The 19,256-nt window shown below is 71.3% G+C and carries 11 protein-coding genes; 6 read left to right on the top strand and 5 right to left on the bottom strand.

The genetic code is table 11. The features are described 5' to 3' along the window. On the top strand, positions 1-553 hold a 553-nt coding region (locus tag QL985_RS09270; protein ID WP_290147755.1), incomplete at its 5' end, for a hypothetical protein. Between the two features lie 37 nt (positions 554-590). On the opposite strand, the gene QL985_RS09265 is transcribed toward QL985_RS09270, so the two are convergent. Further along, the gene (locus QL985_RS09265) at positions 591-2,498 is read right to left on the bottom strand and encodes a DUF6350 family protein (protein ID WP_235586576.1); all 1,908 of its coding nucleotides are present in this window, start codon (positions 2,496-2,498) and stop codon (positions 591-593) included. Positions 2,499-2,615: 117 nt separating this feature from the next. On the opposite strand from QL985_RS09265, the gene QL985_RS09260 reads away from it, so the two are divergent. Beyond that, on the top strand, positions 2,616-3,800 hold the full coding sequence (locus QL985_RS09260) for a glycosyltransferase family 1 protein (RefSeq protein ID WP_047978108.1): 1,185 nt from the start codon (positions 2,616-2,618) through the stop codon (positions 3,798-3,800). 368 nt (positions 3,801-4,168) lie between these two features. Beyond that, entirely contained in the window at positions 4,169-4,465 is a 297-nt protein-coding gene (locus QL985_RS09255; RefSeq protein ID WP_019310221.1) for a hypothetical protein, read from the top strand. 140 nt (positions 4,466-4,605) lie between these two features. Here QL985_RS09255 and QL985_RS09250 read toward each other — a convergent pair whose 3' ends face one another. The 4 genes from QL985_RS09250 to QL985_RS09235 form a co-directional block, all read right to left on the bottom strand. Further along, positions 4,606-6,192, bottom strand: a complete 1,587-nt coding sequence (locus QL985_RS09250; RefSeq protein WP_059280822.1) for a GMC family oxidoreductase N-terminal domain-containing protein — start codon at positions 6,190-6,192, stop codon at positions 4,606-4,608. A gap of 171 nt (positions 6,193-6,363) precedes the next feature. Continuing rightward, positions 6,364-7,857: an aldehyde dehydrogenase family protein gene (locus QL985_RS09245; RefSeq protein ID WP_059280821.1), complete on the bottom strand. Its 1,494-nt coding sequence runs from the start codon at positions 7,855-7,857 to the stop codon at positions 6,364-6,366. Then, positions 7,854-9,995 (bottom strand): choline BCCT transporter BetT, encoded by a 2,142-nt coding sequence (betT, locus tag QL985_RS09240; RefSeq protein ID WP_144802994.1) that lies wholly within the window; start codon positions 9,993-9,995, stop codon positions 7,854-7,856. The genes QL985_RS09245 and betT overlap by 4 nt, the downstream gene beginning before the upstream one ends. A gap of 140 nt (positions 9,996-10,135) precedes the next feature. Continuing rightward, positions 10,136-13,255, bottom strand: a complete 3,120-nt coding sequence (locus QL985_RS09235) for a hypothetical protein (protein WP_144802997.1) — start codon at positions 13,253-13,255, stop codon at positions 10,136-10,138. 172 nt (positions 13,256-13,427) lie between these two features. Here QL985_RS09235 and QL985_RS09230 point away from each other — a divergent pair, with 172 nt between their 5' ends. The 3 genes from QL985_RS09230 to purU form a co-directional block, all read left to right on the top strand. Further along, positions 13,428-16,418: a DEAD/DEAH box helicase gene (locus QL985_RS09230; protein WP_144803000.1), complete on the top strand. Its 2,991-nt coding sequence runs from the start codon at positions 13,428-13,430 to the stop codon at positions 16,416-16,418. Between the two features lie 191 nt (positions 16,419-16,609). Beyond that, positions 16,610-17,776, top strand: a complete 1,167-nt coding sequence (locus QL985_RS09225) for a VIT1/CCC1 family protein (RefSeq protein WP_144803003.1) — start codon at positions 16,610-16,612, stop codon at positions 17,774-17,776. 609 nt (positions 17,777-18,385) lie between these two features. Then, positions 18,386-19,256: formyltetrahydrofolate deformylase (gene purU, locus QL985_RS09220; RefSeq protein ID WP_039100880.1), on the top strand; the 871-nt coding region annotated here is incomplete at its 3' end.

Genomic DNA, 19,256 nt, shown 5'->3' with positions numbered 1-19,256 from the left:
CCCCGACCCCTCGGGCCGTTCCGCCGCAGACGCCGCGCGCGTCAAGCTCGCCGCCACCGCGGCCGGGCTGGCCGTGCTGGCCTCCGCCTTCGTGAGCGGTGACGTCTGGGCCACGGTCCTCGGGATCGTCCTGGCCGTCGCGGGTGCGGTCCTGGGCGTCGTGGCCCTCGCGCGGCTGCGGGGTTCCGCGGTCCGGCCGCTGGTGATCTCCCTGTCGGTCATCGCAATCCTGTGGGGCACGCTCAACGCCTTCGGCGGCGGCAGCCGGCTGCTCGTGTGGCCGGCGTCCGAGGCGTTCCAGGAGTGCACGGACCGGGCGCTCACACTGTCCTCCACGTCCCAGTGCCAGCAGCAGCTCACCGACAACGTGTGGCGCCACCTCTCGGGCGATCCCGTGGAGACCGGCTTCCCCACGCAGCAGCCCTCGCCCGGTCCGTCCGCGTCCACCTCGTCGTCGCCCTCGCCGTCCGCGACGAGCACCGGCACCGGGTCCCCCACCGCCGCCCCGTCGAGCGCGGCGTCGGGCACCCCGTCCGGCACACCCTCGACCTGACGCGCCCGGCGGGGCCGCGGGTCCTGCCTGGGTGAAGCTAGCGCTCGTTCTCCCGGTCCATCGCGGCGAGCCGCGCGGCCTTGCGCTTGGCGGAGCGGCGCTCGGCACGACGCCGCTTGGCCTCCTCCCGCGCGGACACCGCGGGCCTGTCCTCGGTCTCAGATCCCCGCGACACCACAGTGGACCCGCTGGTTTGGCGCCCGGCACGTGGTGGCTCCTCCCCGGACCGACCGGCCGTGGCAGACAGCTTTCGGGGCGCCGTTGCGGTCACGGGCCGCCGGGGGCCCCCTCCACGAGGCTCCGAGGGGCCGTCGAGAGCGCGTCCCGCGGTACGGTCCGCGTCCTCCCCGCCGGTGGCGACCGACGCCGCGTGGTCCTGCGAGGTGGGCTGCGCCTGGTTCCCGCGTCCCCCCAGGCGCCAGCGTCGTGCTCCGGTTGCGGCGGGCGCGTCCACGGGCTCTTCGGCGGCTTCGTCCGCACCCGTGGGGTCCATGGGGTCCATGGGGTCCATGGTCGGGGTGCCTGAACGGTGCGGATCGTCGGGGGCCGGGGCGGCGTCGTCGTCCGCGGTGGCCCGCGCCCGGGAGCGGTAGCCCTCGTGCTCCAGCCAGGGGCCGAGCAGGTAGCCCACGGCGGCGCCCACCGCGAGCTCGGCGCCCAGCCACAGGAAGACGGACCCGGCGTGGGGGCCGACGTCCGTGAGCCGGCCGATGCCCAGCGAGCCGTGGGACAGCCACGCGAGCACCGAGACCAGCCCGGCGCCCACCGCCGCGATGAACACGACGGTCAGCACGGTGGAGAGCAGGAACGTGATCCAGCGCAGGGGCAGGCGGATGGCCATCCAGTCGTCCAGGTGGTTCTCCCCCTCCCGGCAGAACCACCAGCCCGCGAGCAGACCGGCGATCACCGGAATGGCCAGCACCCCCGGGGCAAAGGCCCACGGGTCGCCGGTGGGCACGGCCGCGAGCACAGGCACCTCGGGAAGGGGGCCGAGCACGGTCTGGAACGGGGACGTGGTGGTCCCCGCCCCCAGGGAGAATCCCGCGCCCGTGGCCCAGGCGAGCGCCCAGACCACCATGTTGGGCAGGTACCCCAGCTGCAGCGCGGTCAGGGCGGTGTCTCCCGCGGGATCCGTGCCGAGGTTCTGGTAGACGGCGATGACGGCGTCCCAGTTCCAGGCGAGAGCCGCCGCGAGCAGCAGCGCACCCCCCGCCACGGCGGCCACGGCGGCCAGGAAGCCCGCGCGGATCACGGCCCACACGTAGGAACCGGCCCACCGGGAGTACTGGCTCGTGCGCTGCAGCCAGGACGCGGCGTCGGCTCCGAGGACGGCCGCGAGGGAGCGGGACACGCTCCAGCCGCCCACCAGGGTTCCCAGCCCCACGGGAACGAGGGGGCAGAATGCCGCGGCCACGAGGTCCACCGAGACCTCCTCTGTGCGGCTGAGCAGCCCCACGAGTGCGCCGAACACTGCGTAGCCGACCATGCCCGCGGCGAACGGCAGCAGGAACTGGCCGCGCCAGCACGCCCGGGCGATCCGTCGTCCGGCAACCACCGAGAGGCCGAACGGGATCAGGGTGAGGCCCAGCGGCACCAGCGTGACGGTGCCACCCGCGAGCGACAGACCCTCGACGGCCTGGATGGACAGCGGAGCCCCGTGGGACAGCAGCCACACCTGGCCCGCGAGCCGCAGGCTGCCCCCGGCACCGAGGGTGTCCGAGCCGCCCGCGGCCCAGACGGCGCCGAGCAGGAGGGCACCCAGCAGCAGACTCACCGCGGCCACCACCAGGAGTTCGATGACCCCCTGCAGCGGGAGGGGCATGGGGATGCCGTCGTCCCCGCGTCCGGGGCGGGGCTCGGTCGGGTCCTGGGCGGCGGAGGAGCCGCGGGCCCGCCAGCGGTCGCGTACGCCCGAGACGGCGCCGGGCACAGAGGGAAGTTTCATCCCTCCCATCCTCCCACGCCCGCGCCGTCCGCCAGGGCAGCGGTGTTCGCCCGGATTTCACCCGCGGGCCACCGTGGGGTGACGCTGCGGTGGGGCGCGGCCCCCACCGTGGGAACCGTGAGAATCGCACTGGTGGCCGAACAGTTCCTCCCCCACGTCAACGGCGTCACCCACTCCGTCATCCGCGTCCTGGAGTACCTCCGCGACCGCGGCCACGAGGCCACGGTGATTGCCCCCTCGTACGAGAAGACCCTCTTCCTGGGCTCCGTGGACCACGTGGACGGCGTGCGCATCGAGCGCATCCCGTCCCTGCCCCTGGCGGGGTACCCGGAGGTCCGTGTGGCCAGCTGCAGCGTCGCCCGCATGCAGCGCATCCTGAACCGGTTCGCGCCGGACGTCGTGCACGTGGCCTCCCCCTTCATCCTGGGCTGGCAGGCCATCCAGGCCGCCAGCGGCCTCGGGCTTCCGTGCGTGGCCGTGTACCAGACGGACGTCCCCGGCTACGCCGCCCGCTACGGGGCCCCGGTGCTGGAGAAGGCCATGTGGTCCCACGTGCGCACCATGCACAACACCGCCACGCTCACCCTGGCGCCCTCCACGGCATCCATTGCCGCGCTCCACGAGCACGGGGTCCAGCGGGTGCACATGTGGCGCCGCGGCGTGGACACGGCCCGCTTCCGTCCCGAGCTGCGGGACCACGCGTGGCGGGAGCGCGTGGGCGGCGGCCGGCGCCTCGTGGGCTACGTGGGCCGGCTCGCCCCGGAGAAGCAGGTCTCGGACCTGGTGGTGCTGGACTCGCTGCCGGACACCCGCGTGGTCGTCATCGGCTCGGGCCCCGAGAAGGAGTCCCTGCGGGCGCTGCTGCCCAACGCCCACTTCGAGGGATTTCTCACGGGCACGGAGCTCGCCACCGCCATGGCCTCCCTGGACGTGTTCGTCCACCCGGGCGAGCACGAGACCTTCTGCCAGACCATCCAGGAGGCCATGGCCTCCGGCGTGCCCGTGGTGGCCGTGGGCCGCGGCGGTCCCCTGGACCTCGTGGACTCCTCCCGCACCGGGTGGCTCTACCGCCCCGGGGACACCGAGCAGCTGCGCGAGCGCGTCCGGGACCTCGTGGGCGACGACGCCAAGCGCCTCGCGTTCGCCCGCACCGCCCACCGCACGGTCCAGCCGCGCACGTGGACCGGGGTGTGCGACCAGCTGGTCGAGCACTACGAACGGGCCCGCACGGTCAACGCCCGCCGTCTCCGGGCACGTGCCGGATCCAGCCTCGAGCGGACGGGATCCGCGGGTTCCCCGTGAGCATCCCCAGCGCACGGCAGATGCTTCTCGGTGCCGCACGTGCGCCTCGCCGACCCCTCCCGGACCGCGATTGCGGTGATGTCGACCACATCTGTATCCCGACACCCCGTGATCCGGGTCTCACGGGGTGCCTTGGTTAAGTTTTGATGACATTCCCGGCCGGTCCCTGGCTCGCGCCCGGACCGCCTGGCTACGCTCGAACCATCTTCACGAGATGCGCCTGCGCGAGGGCGGACACGCCCCTACGCACCCCGAGCTCCAACTCGGCGCACGCCAACCCTCGGTCCAGGGGTGGATTGGATGACGAAGAGGCCGGGTCACACGCGTGGCTCCGGCAAGCAGCCAGAAAGCACAGAAGGCCACACACCATGAACAGCACAGCACAGCGACCATCGCACGGCACCGACGCCGGGACCGAGTCCCGCGAGCAGTGGGTGGACGTCACCGTCCGCGCAGACGTCGCCCACCAGCTCGTCTCCCTCACCGGGGCGGACGGACACGAGCGATCCTTCCGCACCGAGGACGTCCGTGAGCTCGCGCTCGCCACCCAGCACACGCGCGGCCGGGGCCAGTGGTGCGCCAAGTACCGTCGCCTCCTCGTGCCGGGAGCCTCCCGGGTGACCGGAGGCATGCCCTTCTTCAAGCTGGAGCCGCTGCCGGCCTGAGCCACTCCCACCGGGGCAAGGGCGCTCCGGCGGACCGTTGCCACCTGAACAGCACCGGCACTCGATCACCACTGGGGCCCGGCACCACGCGCGAACCGCGCACGGTGCCGGGCCCCAGATCGTGTCAGGGAGCGGGCGGATCAGCGCCCTGTGCCCTGCCGCTCCTCGGCGATCAGCTCGGCGGCGCGCTCACCGATCATGTAGACCGTGATGTTGGGGTTCACGGTCACGAGCTCCGGCATCACGGAGGCGTCCGCCACACGCAGCCCGGTGACGCCCTTGACCCGCAGCTGGGGGTCCAGCGGCGAGTCCGCGTCCTCCACCGGGCCCATGCGGCACGAGCCCGCGGGGTGGTACACCGTGTTGTGGGTGCGGCGGATGTAGTCCGCGATCTCCTCGTCGCTCTGCACGTCCTCGCCCGGGAAGAGCTCCTTCCCGGCCCATTCGGACATGCCCTGCTGCGCCACGATCTCGCGGGCCCGGCGGATGCCCGCCGTCATGATCCGCATGTCGTAGCCCTCGGGATCCGTGAAGTAGCGGGGATCCACGCGGGGCTTGTCGCGGAAGTCCCGGGTGCGCAGCCGCACGGTGCCGCGGGAGCGGGCGTGCGTGACGTTCGGGGTCAGGCAGAACGCGTTGTCCGCTGTGGGGTAGCCCTGCCGGTAGGTGTGCATGTCGAAGTTCACGCTGCCGTAGTGCATCATCAGGTCCGGACGGTCCAGGCCCTCGTCCACCTGGTCGAAGACGCCGATCTCCCACCACTGGGTGGAGTCCTCCACCATGGGCTTCTTCGCCTCCCACTGGATCACCGCCTCCGGGTGGTCCTGCAGGTGCGAGCCCACGCCCGGGGAGTCCACCAGGACGTCCACGCCCACCTCGGCCAGGTGCTCGGCGGGGCCGATGCCGGAGAGCATGAGCAGCTTGGGGGTGTCGATCGCCCCGGCGGAGACGACCACCTCGCGGCGCGCGGAAATGGTGTGCGCCTTGCCGAACGCATTGTCGGTGACCTCCACGCCGGTCGCACGGCGGTCCTCGTCGAACAGCACGCGCTTGACCTGCGTGCCGGTGAGGATCGTGAGGTTCTCCCGGTCCTGCGCGGGGTGCAGGTAGCTCACGGAGGAGGAGGAGCGGGTGCCGTCCTCCCGGGCGCTGATCTGGAAGAAGTTGGCTCCCTGGGTCACGGTCTTGCCGGTGTTGAAGTCCGCGCGGGGGATCCCGGCCTGCTCGGCGGCGTCCAGCAGGGCGACGCCGCTCGGATCCGCCGGGGGCACGTTGCGCAGCCGCACGGGCCCGTCGTGGCCGTGGTGGGCGCCCGGGTCCTCGTTGTTCTCGAGCTTCTGGTACAGCCGGAACGCCAGCTCGGAGTTCCAGCCCTCCGCCCCGTGCTTCGTCTCCCACTCGTCCAGGTCCTCGGACGGCGCCCAGAACGCGATGCACGAGTTGTGGGACGAGCACCCGCCCAGCACCTTGGCACGGGCCATGCGCATGAAGGAGTTGCCGTTCTCCTGCTCCTCCAGCGGGTAGTCCCAGTCGTGGCCGGACTCCAGCAGCTCCATCCAGCGGTTGAGCTGCAGGACCTCCGGGTACCCGGCGTCGTGGTCGCCGGCCTCGAGCAGGGCCACGGTGACGTCCGGGTCCTCGCTCAGGCGGGCGGCGACGACCGCCCCTGCGGATCCTGCTCCCACGACCACGTAGTCGTACTCGGCGATGGTGTTCTTCTCGGTCATGCCTTCTCCCTTCGGTGGGTGCCCGACGCCGCGGTGCGGGACCGCGGCGTCGGTGCCGGTGAGGTGTTCGGGGGCGCGAGACCGCCCAGCGGGCGGCTCAGCGCGCCGAGGTTCCGTGCGTGCGCGCCTGCGCCGTGGCGGCGTCGTGCCCCGGTGGACCCCGCGGTGCGCTCAGTGCTGCGCGAACCAGCCGGTGACGGCGGGGCGGACGTTCTGGTAGACGTGCTTGGTCTCCTGGTACTCCCCCAGCCCGTCGTGGCCGAGCTCGCGGCCCACGCCGGACTGCTTCATGCCGCCCCACTCCGCCTGGGGCAGGTAGGGGTGGAAGTCGTTGATCCACACGGTGCCGTGGCGCAGTTTCCCGGCCACGCGCTGGGACTTCCCGGCGTCCTGGGTCCACACGGCGCCGGCCAGGCCGTAGTGGGTGTCGTTGGCGATCGCCACGGCCTCCTCCTCGGTCCGGAAGGTCTCCACGGTCACGGTGGGGCCGAAGGCCTCGTCGTGCACGCAGTCCATGTCCGGGGTGCACTGGTCGATCACCGTGGGCAGGTAGAAGAAACCGTCCTCCAGCTGCAGGGAGCCGTCCGCGGAGGGGCCCTCGGCAAAGCGGCCACCGCAGCGGACCCGCGCGCCCTGTTCCCGGGCGTGCTCCACGTAGGCGTGCACCTTGTCACGGTGCGCGGCGGAGATCAGCGCGCCGGTCTCGGCCTTCTCGTCGAACGGGCCGCCCAGTCGGATGCCCTCGGCACGCGCCACGAGGTCGTCCACGAAGCGCTCCGCGATGGACTCCTCGACCACCAAGCGCGCCCCCGCGGAGCACACCTGCCCCGAGTGCACGAACGCCGCGTTCAGGGCGTTGTCCAGGGCGGCGTCGTAGTCCGCGTCCGCGAAGACCACGTTGGGGTTCTTCCCGCCCAGCTCCAGGGCCACCTTCTTGACGGTGGCCGCGGCCTCGCGGGCGATCACGCGGCCCGTGACGAGACCGCCGGTGAAGGACACGAGATCCACGCGGGGGTCCGAGGACAGCGGCGCGCCCGCCTCCGCTCCGGCGCCCAGCACGAGGTTGGCCACGCCCGCCGGCAGCTCGAGCTCCTCGAGCACCTGCATCATGAGGATCGCGGTGTGCGGGGTGAGCTCCGCGGGCTTGAGCACAAAGGTGTTGCCCGCCGCGAGCGCCGGCGCGATCTTCCACGCCGCCTGCAGCAGGGGATAGTTCCACGGGGTGATGAGACCGCACACGCCCACGGGCTCGTGGACCACGCGGCTCACCACGTCCGGGTCCCCGGCGTCGACGACGCGTCCGGCGTCGTCCGCGGCGATCCTGCCAAAGTGGTCGAAGCAGTTGGCGATGTCCACCATGTCCTGCTGAGACTCCTCGATCCGCTTGCCGGTGTCGAGGGACTCGGCCCGGGCGAACTCGTCCGCGCGCTCTCGCAGCCGGGTGGCCACGCGCAGCAGGAACTGTCCGCGCTCAGGTGCGGGCACGCCGGACCAGCGGCCGTCGTCGAAGGCCACGCGGGCCGCGGCGATCGCGCGCTCGGTGTCCTCGCGGGTGGCCTCGGCGACGACGGCCACCTCGGTGCCGTCCGCGGGGCACGTGATCGTGCGGGTGCCGCCCTGCTGGGCGGGGACCCACCGGCCGTCGATGTACAGGGTGGTGCTCATGCGTTGTCCTCCTTGGTCGGGGAGCTGTTCACCGGGGCACCGGTCTCGGCCGAGGGAAGGCCGATCTGGGTGCTGCCCGGGTGCTCGTGGTTGAGCCGGATGAATTCCAGGTGACGCTCGTAGCAGTCCAGTGCGTCGTTGATGAGCTGCTCGGCGGTGTAGCCCAGGACGTCGTAGCCCAGGGAGCCCGTGGCCGTGAAGACCTCCAGGCGGTAGTAGCGGTCCGAGTCCGGATTGGTGCGGAACCCGCCGAAGCCGGGGGTGGGGAACGCCACCGGGTGCACCCGGTAGACGAAGTCCCGCTCCGGGGCCAGGTCCACCGACAGGCACACCTGCTGAAGGGACGGGTTCTCCTCGACCGGGTCGGTGACCACGGTGACCGCAGCCCCGGACCCGCGCAGCTCCGCGGCGAGCGTGTCCAGCGCGGGAGCGGCCACGTCCTTGACGTAGCGCTGGGCGGCGCGGGCGCCGGGATAGCTGCCCAGCCGGGACAGCCGTGCCCGCCAGTGCGTGTCCCGGCCGGTGCGCCCGGCCACGGCCGAGCGGCTGGCCACCGCACCGGACTCGGCGGTGCTGACCTCAACGCGCAGGGCCCGCCACAGCCCCACCATGATCAGGTACATCACCACGGAGAACGGCAGGCCCATGATCAGGGTGGCGTTCTGCAGCGTGGTCACACCGCCCACCAGGAGCATGGCCAGGGTCAGCACACCCGTGCCCACGGCCCAGAACACCCGCAGCCACTTGGGGCCGTCCTGGTTGGGGTCGTCGATGCGGGACGTGAAGTTGCTCATCACGAGCGCCCCGGAGTCCGCGGACGTCACGTAGAAGAGCAGGCCCGTGAAGGTGGCGATCGAGGCGGCGATCGTGGCACCGGGGTACTGCTCCAGCAGCGAGTAGAACGCGCGCTCCGGGGTGTTCATGGCCACCTCGCCGAACTCCGTGTTGCCGCCCACCACGAGGTCCAGTGCCGAGTTCCCGAAGATCGAGATCCACAGCAGGATGAAGGTGAACGGCACGGTCATGGTGCCCACCACGAACTGGCGCAGGGTGCGGCCGCGGGAGATCCGGGCCAGGAACAGCCCCACGAAGGGCGCCCACGCGATCCACCACGCCCAGAAGAACAGCGTCCAGGCGCTCATCCACTCCTGCGGCGCCTCGTAGGCGAACGTGTCCAGGGTCATTCCCGGGAAGCTGGAGATGAAGTCCCCCACGTTCATCACGATGGCGTCCAGCAGGAACGACGTGCGGCCCGCGAGCAGGACGTAGAGCATGAGCCCGATCGCCAGCACGATGTTCAGCTCGGACAGCCGCCGGATCCCCTTGTCCACGCCGGACACGCACGAGACCACGGCCATGCCCACGCCCACCGCGATCAGGGCCGTCTGCACGGCGAGGTTCTCGGGAACGCCGAACAGGGACTTCAGCCCGTAGTTCAGCTGCACCACGCCGATTCCCAGGGAGGTGGCCACGCCGAAGACGGTGCCCAGCAGCGCGGCGGTGTCCACGGCGTCGCCGGCCACGCCGTGGATGCGCTTGCCCAGGATCGGGTAGAGCGCCGAGCGGATGCTGAGCGGCATGCCGAAGCGGTACGCGAAGTAGCCGAAGGCCATGCCCATCAGGGCGTACATGGCCCAGCCGGTGATGCCGTAGTGGAACAGGGTCCACACGACCGCCTGCCGTGCCGCCTCCAGGCTCTCTCCCTCCCCCGAGGGCGGCGCGAAGTACTGGCTGACGGGCTCGGAGACCGAGAAGAACATGAGGTCCACGCCGATGCCCGCGGCGAAGAGCATCGCGGTCCACGTGAACATGTTGAACTGCGGCCGCGCGTGGTCGGGGCCCATGCGGACTTTGCCGCCGCGGCTCGCGGCCACCATGATCACGAAGCCGATCACGACCGTGGCGGTGAGGATGTAGAACCATCCCAGGTTGGAGGCCACCCACGCCACGACGCCGCCGATCACGGCGTCGGCCTGCTCAGGGGCGGCAATGGCCCACGCGGACAGGCCGATGATGACCACGGCCGCCGCGATCAGGACACGCCAGTTGACGGGCAGCCGGGCGGTGCCGGAGCTGGCTGCGGAGGTGACCGGCGTGGCGCCGGCTGCGGACGAGGGCGGGGTCGAGGACTCACTCATGGGAACGAACTCACGTCTGGGTCGGACGTTGGGCGACCCGGGGTCGATGCGTCGTGTTACCGATAAGTAGCAAATTTTCGGCCCTCCCACCTTAGGACAGGCCTCGGGCGAGGGCACATCCGCGCCCCGCCCGGTCTCCGTCATCCGAGCAGCTTGGCCACGAGCGCGCTCGCGAACTCCTCGGAGACGTCCCCGTAGTTCAGGGAGAAGTCCTCGTCCACGAGCGTGGGCAGCAGACCGGAGCACAGCACCGCGGCGCGGGCGTACAGCCCCGGCAGGGCGGCTCCGATCGGAACGGAGAGCAGCCGCAGCTCGGGGTCGTGGCTGACCAGGGCGGTCCCCAGCTCCCGAGCGGCCAGGTGCTTGCCCAGCCCCGAGGACACCTGCCGGCCGTGGCCGGACTCCACGTCCTCCGCCGTGCGGAACACGTAGCGCGTCTTGTGGTGGTGGTTGATCCGGTACAGCCCGGGGGTGTTGCGGTCCTCCGTGGCCTCCCACGTGGCGTCTGCGGGCACGAACTTCTCCGCCACCCCGTTGTACTGCATCTCGCGCAGCGGCAGCCCGGCCACCACCGAGGACAGCGGCGGGAGGGTGTCGAGCATGACCGGCCCGGCGTCGTACACCACGTCGCACATCCCTTCGGGCAGCATCCGGCCCAGGGAGTCGAGGTCCACGTCCACCAGCATGGTGGTGGCGTGGTCCTCGGGCGAGAGCACGACCACCTCACCGCCCTGGGCCGCCACGGCGCGGGTCACGGCCTCCTCCTGCTCGGCCTTCCACCCGCCCGTGAGCAGCACGGAGCCGTCCACCAGCTGGGTCAGTGCCGGGGAGCAGACCTGCCAGCGGCGCACCGTCCAGTTCTCGTCCCGGATGGTCTCCAGGAACCCCAGGGCCTGGAGGTGGCCCACGAACCACTCCTCGAACCTCTCGGAGTCCTCCAGCTGGCGCGCCACGATCGACAGGCTCGAGCGCTTGCCGCCGCCCAGGAACGTGAGCATGTCCTTGAAGGGTGCCCACGAACCGGGGTACTCCCCCTCCTCGGGGCCGATGAACTGCAGGGCCTCCACCGAACCGGTTTGCCCCACCGCCGAAAGCTTGGTGAGGCGGCCGGGGTAGCGCTTGGTGAGCCCGCAGAACGTGCACCGCCCGAACACCCAGGGCGCCTTGGCCTTGGGGTCCATGGGCGGCAGGATCACCTTGTGCTTGCCCGTGACCATGCAGGAGACGTCTGGTGCGGTGGGCAGCTCGTTGCTGCGCTCGGGGAACATCTGCCCCTCCGCGGACTCCCAGCCCGCGACCTCGGGCACCTCGGCCTCCGGCAGCTCGGCCTCGTGGGGGGTCATGTTGTCGAACGAGCCCTGGACGTACTCGTCCGGGATCTCGTCCCGGGTGACGGCGGTGACGGGCCACAGGGTCTCCTCGGCCACGTGCACCATCTCACCCTCGTAGCCCAGGGAGCGCTGCGTGATGTAGTAGGAGCTGTCCCGGACCCGGAACTCGAGCCGCTGCTTGACGGTGCGCCCGGAGCGCAGCACCAGGGTGTAGTCGTTGGGCTTGAGGTGACCGTGCTCGGTGGCCAGCTCGGTGGCGCCCAGGCTCACCTGGAACGGGGGCACGCGCGGTGCGGTCAGCTTGGTGCTCGTGAGCTTGAACGAGTGCGGGTTGCGCCACTCGCACTCCACGCTCAGGGGGTCGTCGCTGTCGGAGGTCACGGTGAGCTGCGGCGGGCGCAGCGCCGAGAACCGCTCCACGTCCCCCGGGATGCGCAGCCCGCCGGACAGCGTCATGGCCGGCACCAGGCGGGGCACCAGGGCGGAGAAGTTGTCGTTGACCGTGAGCGCGGGATCGCCCGCGCGCAGCACCTGGACGTCGTCGAAGAGCACCCAGCCCTCGGCCACGCCGTTCTCCCCCGGCCCCACCACGCGGTAGTCCGGGGAGGCGGAATCGTCCAGGATGGCACGGACCTGCTCGACCCACTCGGGCTCGTTGCGGACCATGATCCGGCACGGCCACGCCGTGGGGACGTGGTCCACGGACAGGAAGGTGTCCGAGTACGCGTCCTTGGCGAAGACCACCACGGGCCGCGGGTTGCGGGTGAGCGTGAGCTCCCCCGCGGTCACGGTCAGCTGGCCCGAGAGCAGGGTGTCGCTGGTCATGCGGGCGCTGTAGGCGGAGATCCCCAGGAACGCGTCCCCGATGTAGTTCAGGAACATGGTCCGCGGGCCGGCGGTGGTGGCCAGGTCCACCTCACGGCCGGGGACCAGCCGCTTGGGCACCACGAAGCCCAGCTCGTAGACCGGGTTGCCCACGTAGTCCGTGCCGTCCGTGAGGGACAGGCCCGGGCTGCGCGAGCCCAGGTGCCGTGAGCCTCGGGTGGCCGCGGCGGCGTCGTCGTCCGGGGAGGACTCCCACGCGGCGAGCTGGGCGAGTGCCACCTGCAGCGCAGGGTCGCGGGTGAGCGGGTTGGACCAGATGCTGCGCATGGACTTGGAGGCGTCCGTGTCCGCGATGTCCAGCCAGAAGTCGATGTAGATCCCGAGTTCCTGCGCGCTCATGCCCTGCGCCGTGGTGAGCTCCAGGTCCTCGAACATCTGGTGCAGCTGGCGCAGCTCCGAGGGGCCGAACAGCGTCTGGGACAGCGCCAGGCCCACGGGCCGGTGGTTCACGGCGTACGCGGAGGGCAGGCCCAGCTGCCCGTCGAAGGCCTCGAGCCAGTAGCGCAGGGCGTCCCAGTAGGTCTCCGAGTCCTTGCGCACCGAGGACTCCAGGGCCTTGGCGTTGTCCTGCCCCGCCTGCAGCAGCACCGCGAGCGGGAGGTAGAACGTGGACACGGACTTCTTGCCCGTGCGGGCCGCGAGCGCGGACATGTGCCGTCCCGCGAGGGACAGCAGGGCCAGCAGCGCCACGATCGGCGGCGGGCCAATCTTCGTGAGGTCCTCGAGCTGGCGCCGGGACATCCGGTACCAGACCTCGGTGAGCTTGTTGAACGCGTCGAACATCGAGCGGCGGGAGCCGTCCGTGACCAGCAGCGGCGTCACGGAGTCCGCGAGCGCCCGCAGGGTGGACGGCCCGTCCAGGCCGAATTCGGAACCGATCTGCTCGAGCATCTTCTCGTCCAGGTCCAGCTGGACGAGCTCCCCCGCCGCGCGGGGGCCGAAGAACGCACGCGCCACGGCGTCGTTCCAGCGCAGGTACTCGACTTCCTGGGGTCCGGATGCAATCGCGTGGTCTCCCGTGCGGAAACCGGCAGCGTCAGCCACAAATCCTCCGTCTGCGCCGTGGGCGCTTCAGTCGTCACAGTCACCTCGAGTATAGGAGTCCGGGCCGTGCCGTCCCACGGGGGCCCGGGCGGAGATTCCCACGACGCCGCCGGGCCGCCTCCGCGCGGGCCCTCGCGCAGCCGTGTCCGTACCGGGCGGTACCGTAGTGCGCATGAGTGACGCCGCGCAGTTCCCCGATGCCCGCATGCCGGGTGGGGGCCCGGACTGGCGCAGCGAACTCTCCCGCATCGTCCCCGGCACCGCCTCGGAGCGCGTGGTCTCCGACCCCGACGACGCCCCGGGCGTCGCACTCGAACTGGACCTCTCCCGCGTGCAGAACCGCGCCCCCAGGGCGTGGCGGAGCTCACTCGGGGAACTGCCCCTCGCACTGACCGCGCGGCCCGTGCTGCGCGGGCGCCGCGGCTGGGTGCAGAGCGGCATCGACTGGGGGAACCTGGCCTCCCACGTCCGCGCGGGACGGCTGGGCCCCGAGCAGCTGGACTGGTTCGAGGAGCTGCGCGCCCTGTCCGAGTCCCACCGGGGCAGCTACGCCGCCGAACGCCACCAGCTGCACGTGGAGCGCTACACCTCTCCCCTGCTGTGGCCCATCCTGTCGCGCGCCGACGCCCTGGGCATCCCCCTCGTGTCCCGCGGCTCGGGAGCCCCCGTGGTGCTGGAGCACGAGGGGCGCTTCGAGGTGCGGGTGGACCCGGGCGAGCACGGGGAGCTGAGCCTGCGCCCGCAGCTGATCGTGGGCGAGCACGAGGTGCCCCTGCGCTGGGCCCACATCATCGGTCAGCCCGGTCACGGGCTGTTCTACCCCGAGGCCTCCCCTGCGGCGCTCGAGGACGCCGAGGACCTCAACCGCTTCCCCCTGCACCTGGTGGCCCTGGGGACCCGCCTCAACCAGCAGCAGCGCTCCTTCCTGGACCGTGCGGAGGACCTCACGGTCCCGCAGGACGGGGTGGAGGAGTTCTTCGAGACGTACTTCCCCCGGCTGCACCAGAGCATGCACGTGACCGCCGGGGAGGACTCCCTGGTGCTGCCGCAGGTGGCAGATCCCGAGCTCGTGCTGACCGTCCACCACGACGACCTCACCGAGCGCGTGGAGTGGGAGTGGGAGTACCAGAAGGGCAGGGAGCGCGTGCGCCTGCCGTTCCGGCCCCTGGACCCGCTCGGGGACGAGGTCGTGGCGCGGGAGTCCCGCTGGGAGTCCTCCATGGTCCAGGCCGTGCACCGCCGTGTCCCGGAGCTGGACGTCAAACGCAGCTCCTACGCCGCCCAGGACGCCCTCACGCTGCTGCGGGAGTGGCTGCCGCGGCTGCGCGGCATCCCGGACCTGCGGATCGAGGAGACCGGTGGTGCCCCCGCCTACCGAGAGGTCTCCGAGCCCACCGAGATCACCGTCTCCACCGCCCCCACCGAGCACCACGACTGGTTCGGGCTGGGAGTCACCGTGAAGGTGGGTGAGCACTACCTGCCCTTCTCGGAGATCTTCCAGGCCCTGGACCGCGGCCAGGACGTGATGCTGCTGCGGGACGGGTCCTGGTTCTCCCTGGACCGCCCGGAGTTCGTCCGGCTGCGCGAGCTGATCGCCGAGGCCCGCACCCTGCAGGAGGACAAGAGCGCGCCCCTGGCCCTGAACCGGTACCAGACCAGCCTCTGGGAGCAGTTCGAGGACCTCGCCACGGACACGCAGCAGGCGGAGCAGTGGCGCACGGGCGTCCGCGCGCTGGCGCACCTGGACGAGATCCCGTCGCCCTCCGTGCCCGAGGCCCTGCGGGCCACCCTGCGCCCCTACCAGTACGAGGGGTTCCGGTGGCTGAGCTTCCTGTGGGAGCACGACCTCGGCGGGATCCTCGCGGACGACATGGGGCTGGGCAAGACCGTGCAGACCATCGCCGCCATGCTGCGCGCCGCGGCCCGCGACCCCCGGCTGCCACCGTTCCTGGTGATCGCCCCCACCTCCGTGGTGGCCAACTGGTCGGCCGAGCTCACGCGCTTCGCGCCGTCGCTGCGGACCACCGTGCTGACCAGCACCAAGGACTCCGTGGCCGACGCCGCGCGGGACTCGCACGTGGTGCTGACCTCCTACGCCCTGCTCCGTCTCGACGCGGATGCCTACCGCGGCGTCGAGTGGGCCGGCGTGGTCATGGACGAGGCGCAGTTCGTGAAGAACCCGCGGACCAAGGCCTACCGCGCCGTGAAGAACCTGAGGGCCCGCACCCGCCTGGCCATCACCGGCACCCCCATGGAGAACAGCCTTACGGAGCTGTGGTCTCTGCTGTCCCTGACCGCACCGGGGCTGTTCCCGTCCAAGAAGCGCTTCACCGAGCACTACCAGCGGCCCATCGAACGTGCGATGGACTCGGACGCCCTGGCCCGGCTGCGCTCCCGCATGAGGCCGTTCATGCTGCGCCGCTCCAAGGCGGACGTGGACCTGCAGCTGCCACCCAAGCTCGAGCACGTGCTGGCCGTGGGGCTCAACCCCGAGCACCGAGCCGCGTACGACCGTCGGCTGCAGCGCGAGCGCGCCAAGATCCTGGGGCTGCTGCGCGACTTCGACAGGAACCGCTTCACGATCTTCCAGTCCCTCACCACGCTGCGCATGCTCGCCCTGGACCCCGCCCTGGTGGACCCCGAGTCCACCGCGGCCTCCTCCAAGCTGGACGTCCTCTTCGAGCAGCTCCCCCAGCTGCTGCAGGAGGGCCACCGCCCCCTGGTGTTCAGCCAGTTCACGAGCTTCCTGAAGATCGTGGCCCGGCGGCTGGACGAGGCCGGGATCGCCTACGCCTACCTGGACGGCAGCACCCGGGACCGCGCCGCGGCCCTGGACACGTTCCGCAGCGGAAAGGCCCCCGTGTTCCTGGTGAGCCTCAAGGCCGGTGGCTTCGGCATCAACCTCACGGAGGCCGACTACTGCTTCCTCCTGGACCCGTGGTGGAACCCCGCCGCCGAGAACCAGGCCGTGGACCGCACCCACCGGATCGGGCAGACCCAGAAGGTCATGGTCTACCGCATGGTGGCGCAGGGCACCATCGAGGAGAAGGTCATGGAGCTGAAGACCCGCAAGGCGGACCTCTTCTCCGCGGTGCTCGACGACGACCGCGTGTTCTCCGCGAGCCTCGACGCGCAGGACATCCGCTCGCTCGTGGAGCCCTGAGCGCCGCACCACCGGCACCACACGGCGAGTTGGCACTTCAGCCAGAGCGTGGGTCCGGCGCCCCGGCTCCCCGGCGCGCGTGATCAGGGGAACCGGGCCCGTGGTGCCGGTGGCGGCCACGGCGCGCGTCTCGACCCGAGCTTCGGGGCCCCGAAATCACCCGTGACGGCTCGTGCGTATGATCCGGAGACATGCCTGAGCCCACCAGCACGCACTCCCCCGTGCCCGGAACCGCCGAACCGACCCCCGCCCAGATCCGCAGGTGGCGCCACTACCTCGCGGACGAGCTTGCCGAGGCGCAGACCTACGAGCACCTGGCCCGCCACAGCACCGGGCGCCACGCGGAGATCCTGCACCAGGTGGCCGAGGGCGAGGGGCGCCACGCGGAGCACTGGCGCCGGCTCCTGGGACCCCACGCGCAGCGCACCGTCCGCCCCGGCCTGGAGGCGCGCATCCTGATGTTCCTGGCCAAGCACGTCAGCTCGGTCTTCGTCCTGGCGCTGCTGCAGCGCGCCGAGTCCCGCTCCCCATACCGGGAGGACCCCGACGCCACCGCGGCCATGGCCGCGGACGAGGCCGTGCACGAGGAGATCATCCGGGCGCTGGCCACCGACGGCCGCACCCGGCTCTCGGGGAACTTCCGCGCCGCGGTGTTCGGCGCCAACGACGGCCTGGTGTCCAACCTCGCACTCGTCATGGGCGTGGGGGCCACCGGCACGTCCAGCTCGATGGTGCTCTTCTCGGGCATCGCGGGGCTGCTCGCGGGCGCGCTGTCCATGGGGGCGGGCGAATACGTGTCCGTGCGCTCCCAGCGCGAGCTGCTGGGCGCCTCGCAGCCCACCCAGGTGACCCTCCGGGTCGCCCCGTCCCTGGACCTGGACGAGAACGAGCTCACCCTCATCTACCGGGCCCGCGGCATGAGCGAGGAGGCCGCGGAGCACCGTGCCGCGGAGCGACTCGGCCACTACGACTGCGACTGCGACCCCTCACTCTCGTTCCAGGACGAGAAGGCCCGCCGTGCCGCGGACCCTGGACAGGAGAGCGACGACGACGCCGCGGGCTCCGGCGAGCACGAGGCCCTCGGCACGGACCTGGGCGCGGCGGCGTCCAGCTTCTGCTTCTTCGCCTCGGGAGCGATCATCCCGATCCTGCCCTACATCTTCGGGCTCACGGGCGGAGTGGCCATGGTCGTGGCCATGGTCCTCGTGGGAATGGCCCTGCTGGTCACGGGGGGCTTCGTGGGTCTGCTCTCCGGTGCCTCCCCGCTCAAGCGGGGCCTGCGGCAGCTGGGCATCGGTTACGGCGCGGCCGTGGCCACCTACCTGCTGGGGCTCGTGTTCAACACCGGGGTGGCCTGACCCGCTCTCGCGGGCGCGAAGCGCATCGCCGCAGTCCACGGAAAGTATTGTCCCCTCTAGGGCCCACAAGTGCATCGGCTTGGCTCGAGAAATATGGCGATTCGCAGAGGTAAATAGTAGGGATATCATTTACTTTCCGCGTTTCCCCTAGTCACAGCGGGGTTCTTGACGTTCGGACCGCTCGCACCCGCGAAGGGCGGGGGTACCCGTGTAGGTAAAGCGGTTCTTTGATTCTTCACAGCCTCCGAGCCATCTGTGAAATTCGGATATTCTGGACTCGTGGTTCGCTGAACCACTGCAACGGGAGACTTCGCGCAGGGAAACCGCCACACCTGCACTGGGGGGTGCACTGTGGCCGGTGCTGTGCGTCGGTAGCCGCTCAGCCCACGGCTCGATCCCGTTGAGGCGTTATCGCCTGCCGGTGGCCGCTGGTTCTCTCACAGAGGCGCACCTCTCCCCGCGCCGGACGGGCTCCTACCGTCCGCTCACGCGGCCACCGGTCGATAACGCCCCTGTCCCGGCGATAAAATCGACGCCGGTCCACGGTGCCGCGGCCCTGCCGCCCCGCGGACCACCGATCCGTCCCGTGACCCCAGGAGCATCCCCTTCATGTCGGCCCAGCCCTCCACGCCCGACGAGCACGTCCTCACCGCCCACTGCCCCGAGGCCTACGGCCTCGTGAGCGCGGTGGCCTCCAACCTCACCAGCCAGGGCTGCGACATCTTCGACGTCAAGCACTTCTCCGACCGCCACGACGACCGGTTCTTCATCCGCTGCCACACCATCAGCGCGCCGGGCACCGTGACCACCGAGTCGCTGATCGAGGGCTTCCGCCCGGTGGCCCAGGAGCACGACATGCGCTTCCGGCTGGTGGATGCCCGCAAGAAGACCCGGGTGCTGGTGATGGTCTCCAAGATCTCCCACTGCCTGGCGGACCTGCTGCACCGGGCGCACGTGGGCTCGCTGCCCGTGGAGATCGTGGCCGTGGTCTCCAACCACACGGATCTGCGCCCGCTCGTGGACTTCTACGGCGTGCCCTTCCACCACGTGCCCGTCACCCGGGACACCAAGCCCCAGGCCGAGGCGGAGCTGCTGCGCCTCGTGGCAGCCCACGACACCGAGCTCGTGGTGCTGGCCCGCTACATGCAGATCCTCTCGGATGAGCTCACGCGGGAGCTCGCGGGACGCTGCATCAACATCCACCACTCGTTCCTGCCGTCCTTCAAGGGGGCGAAGCCCTACCACCAGGCCTACGAGCGCGGCGTCAAGATGGTGGGGGCCACCGCCCACTACGTCACCCCGGACCTGGACGAGGGCCCGATCATCGCGCAGGACGTGATTCCCGTGAACCACGCCCACACCCCCGCGGATCTTGTGGCCGTGGGATCGGACGCCGAGGCACAGACGCTGTCCCGGGCGGTGAAGTGGCACGCGGAGGGCCGGGTGGTGGTCTCCGGCAACCGCACCATCGTGCTGGCCT

The sequence above is a fragment of the Kocuria sp. APC 4018 genome, assembly GCF_030407675.1.
GTDB lineage: Bacteria > Actinomycetota > Actinomycetes > Actinomycetales > Micrococcaceae > Kocuria > Kocuria rhizophila.
Note: the sequence above shows the minus strand (reverse complement) of the source record. Positions and strands in the feature narration are given on the sequence as shown.